Here is a 7,233-nt window from a genome sequence, read left to right on the forward strand (position 1 = left end):
TCTTAATTTTCAAAATAATATTGATAAGGCATATTATGTATAACTTCTACCTTAATGTTTGATTTAGATTCTTGTTTGGGCATATATTGTATTGTTTTATATCCAATATATTCTTTATTTTGTATATGGCTGGGTGCAAGGGTTATTTTGGTTATATTTCCTACCATATCGGAAGTATCCATATTAAAAAACTCTTTATGGCAGTGCAAGGCGAGAGTAAAGCTTTTATTTGTTTCTTCAAATGATAGACAAAAACGCAATAACCCATATTCATCAGTTTTACTTTCATAAAGCTTATGATGAAAATAAGAATAAATGTAAATAGGAGTGTTTTGTAAATAGCCCTGTTGATTACTAAGAGTTAGATTGATTGTTACCGTCCCATTTGGATTCTCTATTTTTTGTTCTGGTGCTTCTCCTAATATTCCATCTCTTTTATACCATTGATAGTAAAATGGTTCTAGTTCTATTTCTGTTTTGCTAAAATTTGAAGTTCCTGAAATGACCCGAAACCAATTATTATGTGAATCTTGTTTATCTTTATTTTGAGAATCTATTTTGCCATTTTTATATCTCCTATATAACAAAATTTGTTGTTTGAGCCTCTCTTTTTCTTGTAAAAAATATTCACAGATTCTAAATTCTTTAGAATCGACATCTCTAGCATTATAATATAAGCCCAAATTTTCTTTTATTGTGCTTGGATTATGGAGCGTATAATATTTTTCAGAGGTGTAATATAAAAAAAAGCGTCTGCCTTTTGGTGTTTTTATCTCTAACAAATTGGAGTTTTTGTCATAGCTATATTCATAGATTTTATTCAAACCATTTACTTGAATAATAGTATCCTGCTCATCGTAATGCGTTTCTTTTATCTTGTATGTAGTATTCCAAAATACTGCTGGATTTAGTAGCTTATCTTGAGAATCTTGTATTTGATAATGCAAATGTATGGCAAATTTATTTCTTAGATGCCTAATAATTTCATTTTTTATTATTCGCTCTTTTTCTTTTTCTAAATCCTTGCGCTCCATAAGCTTTAGTAATGTATTAAGATGTATAGCTTGAATACCATTTTTATGTAATATATCTATATATACTTTATGTTGTTTTGCAATACTTTCTTGCCATTTTTTATTAATAAACTCTTGGGCTTTTTGCATTTGTATATCATCTTTGATATTTTCTAATATCGTAAAATCATTTTTTAAAAAATCAATAAATGCTTGAAAATAATTTACTTCTTGAAGTTTTAATACATTATCATAAATAGTATTAACTTGCCGATCGTCTATGTTTGATAAAGATTTACCAATACCGCCAATAATGCCAACCAAATCTCCTTGCTTAATTGTTTGTCCATTTTGCACGAATACCACATCCATATGCAACAATCCGTGCTTATTTTTATCCTTATCAATGATATACACAGAGTTTAAAGAAGATTTTTCATTAAAAATAATTCGCCCATCTATTGGTGAAAATAATGGAGGCTTTTTATAAGTAAATTCTCCCATTGAAAAGCTTTGTGAAAAGCATATATCTATGCCAGAATGTGGCTCTCTGTTTTTTAAATCAATTCTCCTGCCAAAAGTGCTTGTAATTCTATATTGAGTGTCTTTTTGAAATGGTTTGATTGTTGGATTATCTCTCTTAGATTCTAATATATCTGTATAGAGATAGCCATTCCCTAATACTTTACCTTGCGAATCTTTTGGTATGGATATTTCTTGATTCTTATTTTTGTTGCCAAATAACATCATTGTAATAATATTTCTAAAATTATCTGCTAGGAGCATTGTATTCCTTATACTACGGCATATCAGGTAGTTCTTGCTCTATGCTATCAAGTGCGTCTTGTGTGATTTGCTCAAAATTATTTTGATAGTCTTGCATTGCTTTTTGTGGTAGATTCTGTTTTTGTGCTACATATCGTGCTAAATCATCAAAAATCTGCATATACAAATTACAGCTTGCTTCAAACTCCAAACCATCAAGACGATGGCAAATATTTATCACATTTTGTAAATGATAAGTTACTTCAAAGCCTAGTGTATCACGCAAAGTTTGTAAATTTGTGGTACTTAAAAAAGCAATGATTTTGTAATGCAGAATAGAATTTAGCGAATTTGTATCAGTGGCTATGTGTTTTTTAGCTATAAGTTCCGCAGTAGTGGTTTTAAGATTCTGTATTGCGACGTAGTAGCAGCTTTGCTCCTCACTATAATCCTTATCATTCTGCGAATCTTGCGAATTTGCATTATAGGTATATTGCAACTTTTCGCATTCCTCTTGTGTCAAGTTGTTTACAGAATCTAATGTGGCTTTATTGATAAGATTTTCCAATACAGAATCTAGTGATACAATAGTTTGCGTTGTAGATTTTGTATTTTCTTTTATTGGCATACTCCAAGCATAACCCATAAGGCTGCATAGTAACAATATGATTATTTTTTGCTCCATTTTACCCCTCACTCCGCCTTTATCTCCCCACCTTTAACAACTAATCCTTTAGAATCTATCACTACTTCTACTCCACCTGCTTTAATAATAACACAATCTCCCTTAGCAGTAATAGAAGTGTCTCCTACTTGGTGAATTATAGTGTTACCAGCATTAACGCTATAATTGGTTTGAATCTCACTATATTTAGAATCTGCAGTTTCTGTGTGTTGCTTATCTGTTTGGGTAGAGAAGCTCTCTTTTGCAAATACATCTATATAATTGATAGCTTGTAGATTAATATGTTCTTGACTTCTGTAATTTAAGCCTTTTATAGAATCCAATTCAACATCTCCCTCCACCACCTCTCTCTTATTCCCTTTTATATTCCTACTCTCATCTTGTTTGATACTTGTATTGAGATTCCCCCCTATCTCCACCTCCTTATCCTCTCCTACATATTCACTACTCTTCTTTGCAATCCTTACTTTGTTATCTACTCCTACATTTAAAGTATGGCTTAATCCTACAATAGTATCTTTAGATAAAGCTACATTGGTATTATATTCTCCTCCAATACTTACAATCTTTGCTAAGTCTATGGTTTGAGTATGAATCTTTTTAATCCTTTCATTATAAGTTCCCTCTACTTGAGATTCTTTATTGTTATGTATGGTTTGAGTGAAGTTATGCTTAATGAGTTCTTCATAATCTCTTTGTGCTTGAAGATAGATGTGTTCTTGTTCTTTGAGATTTGAAAGCGTGATTTCATTAAATCCAGATTCTATGAGATTGTGATGAGAGTTTGTATTCTCTGCTTGCAATGCACTGCTATTATTAAGAGTTCTTGCACTTAAACTTGTTTGATGAGAGGCTAAGGGTAAAGAGGGTAAGGCAGGATTACTTTGGTTATATAAGCTTCCACTGATATAAGGCTTATCTATATCCTCATCAAAGAAACTCACAATCACTTCATCTCCCACTCTTGGAGTATGATAAAAACCTGAACTTGCACTTGCAATAGGATACACTTCTATATCTTTAAAGGTGGCAGTAAGGATTCTAAAATCACAACCGAGATTAAGATTCAACCATTTCATTGAGATTATACCCTGACCAATAAAAATGCCAAGTAAAATGCAGGAGACAAGAGGCAGTGGATAAAACCTGCAACACCCACTATCTTTTTTTGATTTTTGGTAGGAATGGGCATATTAGCCTTATCTTTAATCATCAAGAAACGAATCAAAGCAAAAAGCACGCTTGAGATGATAGTCATAAACCAACTTGTAATCCAATATACAAAGAGCAAGAAAGCTATTTCTTCAAAAACTGAACTCATCTTATATAAAACAAATGAAATACAACCAAAACAAAAAAATACAATACCATACAACAAACCACTGATAAACCAAATTAAGAGAAAATTTTTCAACAAATAGTAGGATTTTACTTTGGGAATCAATGAAAAAGAAACAAGGAAAATCCCATACAATACCCACATATAGAAATTGATAAAGGCAAATAAAGACAGAAAAAGCAAAGAAGAATCTAATTCATACATTCTCATCAATCAACCCTCACACTTATGGGCATTGACAAAGGATACACTTCTATATCTTTAAAGGTGGCAGTAAGGATTCTAAAATCACAACCGAGATTGAAAAAGTTTTGTGTGTTTTGGTAGTCAAAATTTCGCATAATATTGTTGTTCATTTCTTTTACCGCACTATTATTATCAACAAAATTTTTTGCCACACTATAATATTCTCTAAATTCCACATTCTCATAATTCCAAGCACCTACAAATTGTTCTGGTGTGCCTATGAAATCAAAGCCATCAAAGATATAGGCTTTTATTTCTGTAATTTGAATATCTATACTATTATTTTTGCCTTGAGTGATTTTAAAGAGACTAGGGATATAGTAGATATTAAATTTACCTGTTAGAGCATAAAGGGCTATTGCCTCTTTGAAATCAAAAAAACTTGCAAAAGCTGTGTCTCCCAAACCATAAGCACGCATACATTGCCCCCATAATTTATAGGGGCTTTTTATTTCAATAAGAGATTGTTTTTCACAAGGATTCTCACTTATCCAATCATTGCTTTTCAATGAAAATATCTTTTCATTTTTTATAAAGCCTTGATAGATATTGTGCAGTTTAACAACTAATTTTACATTACTATTTTTGTTGTTTAGGATATTTTCTAAATCTTTTTGTATAGATTGGCTATTAAGCCATTCCATAATTAAATTATAGAATGTGCTATCAAAGAAGTTATTATGCAAAATCTTTGGTGTTTCCGTTGTTTTGCGGACATATTCAAAAGCTTCATAAGTCATTTCTTTTATGGAATCCTTAACAAATTGATTAACATCATTTCCAAAAGTAGAAACTTTTAATATTTTATCCTCTAAGCCTTTCATCAAAGGAAACTTTAAATAAAACTCGTCCCAATCAAGCTCTATATAGAATCTCAAATTTTTCTTATCATTCTCTTGTATTTGAGATTTTATCTTTGGACATCGATTAGCTGTATCTTTTCCAAACTCCCTCATCTCCACTCTCGGCAATATATCTTTTACTATTGTTTGCATTGTTGCATTAGGGATAGAATCTATAAAGTCTTGTGATTTAGAATCTACATAGATTAATTCTCCTAATTCTCTAGCATTAGCGGGATTATCGTGCCATAGCCTTTGGCATATATAGCTTACTCCCCAACCAAGTCTTGAGATTTCATCATTTTTCGCATTAGCCCTTAAAGTCTCTGCTAAGGTGCAATCAATGGTGATTTGGGGGTAGTCATTGATTCTTATTATTTGACATACTTTCCAATTTGGTTCGTTCTTGTAAGCAAAGATAGCAATTTGTTCGTTTTCAAAGTCTTGAGGTAAAATAATTTCTAAAGTTTTGCCTTTATAGATATTTTCGGGTTCTGCTTCATCAGATTTGTTATTTTTAATTGTATGAGCAGATATTTTTGAAAAGGAGGTTTTAGAATCTTTTAGGACTTGTAGGGCATCTGTTAAAGGCTCATCAAGTTTAGAAGGGTGTAATTGTGTGCTGTATGGATTTTTGTCTTTAGAATCTTGTCGTTGGAATATTTGGATTTTATCAAGTTTCATAACCTTATATGCCCATTGAATCTCATTTTCTTTTGCTTTATTCTCATCAAAACTTGCTTCAAATGTGAGAGTATCACCCACTTTGTAAAAGTTTTTGGTAATGATTTCATTATTAGCGTCTGTAAGTATATATTCATTTGGTTCTAATTTAACTTGCTGCACCGCAAAATTATCTAACTTTTTCTTAAATCGTAATTCAAGTGGCTTTTCTCTTCTTTTGATAGCATTAGGAATAATACTTCTATCTAACATAGGACATTCTTGATAGTTATTATGAATAAGCTTTGCTCTAAAGGACTTAAGATTTTGCTTGGAATCTATTTCAAAAGTAGCCAAACCTTGAGTATCACTTATTGCCTCTTGTCCTAGATTGACATTTTGTAATTGGAGTTTTGCATTAGCAATAGGCATTCTTGTGTATTCATCTAAGGCTTGGATTTGGAATTGTATTGTTTCGCTCATTGGTCATTCTTTTTTGTAATTTTTTAAACTTGTAAAATACATTTTAAAAGACTTATAAAGGAGAATCTGATTGTTTTGTTGAGGGCTAGTGGAAGATTAACTTGTGCTTCATATCTACTCATTATTATCCTCCATAAGATTAAGGGAACTCTTCTTTCTCAAAGCTTAAGTTTATCAAAGAAGTTTTAATTTCTTTATAATATCTTATCTTGTTTTCTTTACCCCTCACTCCGCCTTTACCTCCCCACCTTTAACTACAAGTCCTTTAGAATCTATCACTACTTCTACTCCACCAGCCTTAATAATAACACAATCTCCCTTAGCAGTAATAGAAGTGTCTCCTACTTGGTGGAGGATTTGGTTTTGTGCCTGATTATATATATCGCCCTTAGCTATAGCATGAATAGTATCACTCAATAAGGTGCTATTAACTTCAGCATTTATAGATACAGATTGTGAGGTATGCACATGAATATTATTTTGAGATTTAATCAAGGTCTCACCTTGTGTATCGATTTGCAAATCTTTGTTAGTTTGTATATTATTGTAACCTTGCACAATTTGTGTTGCATTGTCATCAATTGTTTCAATTTTATAGCGTTCAATATGTGTTTGAAATTTCCCTCCCACCTCCACCCTCTTATCCCCTCCAATAGATTCACTACTATCTTTAGCTACTCTAAGTTTATTACTCTCTCCTACATTTAGAGTATGAGATAATCCTACTATAGTATCTTTGCTTAGGGCTACATTAGTTAGGTATTCTGCACCAACTCTTACATCTTTTAAGCCGAGTATTTCTTGTTTGTGATATTTAGTGATAGATTCTGTATAGCTTCCTTCTACTTTAGAATCTTTATTGTTGTGTATGGTTTGAGAGAAATTATGCTTGATTGTTTCCGTGTAGTCTTTTTGTGCTCTTATATAGATTTCTTCATTATCTTTTATATTTGATAGGGTAAGTTCATTATAACCTTGTTCAATGATATTTGCTGTGTTTGAATGCTCTGTTTGTGATGAATCTGCTTGGTTTAGTGAATTTGATGAGTTTCTTATATTTGTTAAATTTATTGTTCTACTTGATAAAGAAGTCTTATGGGAATCTAGGGGATTATGTATTAGGCTAGGATTAGTTGTATTATATAAACTTCCAGATATAAATGGCTTATCTATATCATTATCTAAGAAAGAGATTAT

Annotated in this window: 6 protein-coding genes; all 6 read right to left on the reverse strand. The window is 31.4% G+C overall.

What is annotated here, in order from left to right; translation table 11 throughout:
• Positions 1 to 2 precede the first annotated feature (2 nt).
• On the reverse strand, positions 3 to 1,799 hold the full coding sequence (locus T368_RS0106855; RefSeq protein ID WP_004087668.1) for a M23 family metallopeptidase: 1,797 nt from the start codon (positions 1,797 to 1,799) through the stop codon (positions 3 to 5).
• Positions 1,800 to 1,812: 13 nt separating this feature from the next.
• Positions 1,813 to 2,463 (reverse strand): hypothetical protein, encoded by a 651-nt coding sequence (locus T368_RS0106860; protein WP_004087673.1) that lies wholly within the window; start codon positions 2,461 to 2,463, stop codon positions 1,813 to 1,815.
• A gap of 8 nt (positions 2,464 to 2,471) precedes the next feature.
• Positions 2,472 to 3,542 (reverse strand): bacteriophage T4 gp5 trimerisation domain-containing protein, encoded by a 1,071-nt coding sequence (locus T368_RS0106865; RefSeq protein ID WP_004087675.1) that lies wholly within the window; start codon positions 3,540 to 3,542, stop codon positions 2,472 to 2,474.
• 5 nt (positions 3,543 to 3,547) lie between these two features.
• Positions 3,548 to 4,012: a hypothetical protein gene (locus T368_RS0106870; protein WP_004087677.1), complete on the reverse strand. Its 465-nt coding sequence runs from the start codon at positions 4,010 to 4,012 to the stop codon at positions 3,548 to 3,550.
• Positions 4,012 to 6,036, reverse strand: a complete 2,025-nt coding sequence (locus T368_RS16690) for a DUF6402 family protein (RefSeq protein WP_004087679.1) — start codon at positions 6,034 to 6,036, stop codon at positions 4,012 to 4,014. The genes T368_RS0106870 and T368_RS16690 overlap by 1 nt, the downstream gene beginning before the upstream one ends.
• 225 nt (positions 6,037 to 6,261) lie before the next feature.
• On the reverse strand, positions 6,262 to 7,233 hold a 972-nt coding region (locus T368_RS15905; RefSeq protein WP_027338381.1), incomplete at its 5' end, for a bacteriophage T4 gp5 trimerisation domain-containing protein.

This window comes from Helicobacter bilis ATCC 51630, from assembly GCF_000686565.1.
Classification (GTDB): domain Bacteria; phylum Campylobacterota; class Campylobacteria; order Campylobacterales; family Helicobacteraceae; genus Helicobacter_A; species Helicobacter_A bilis.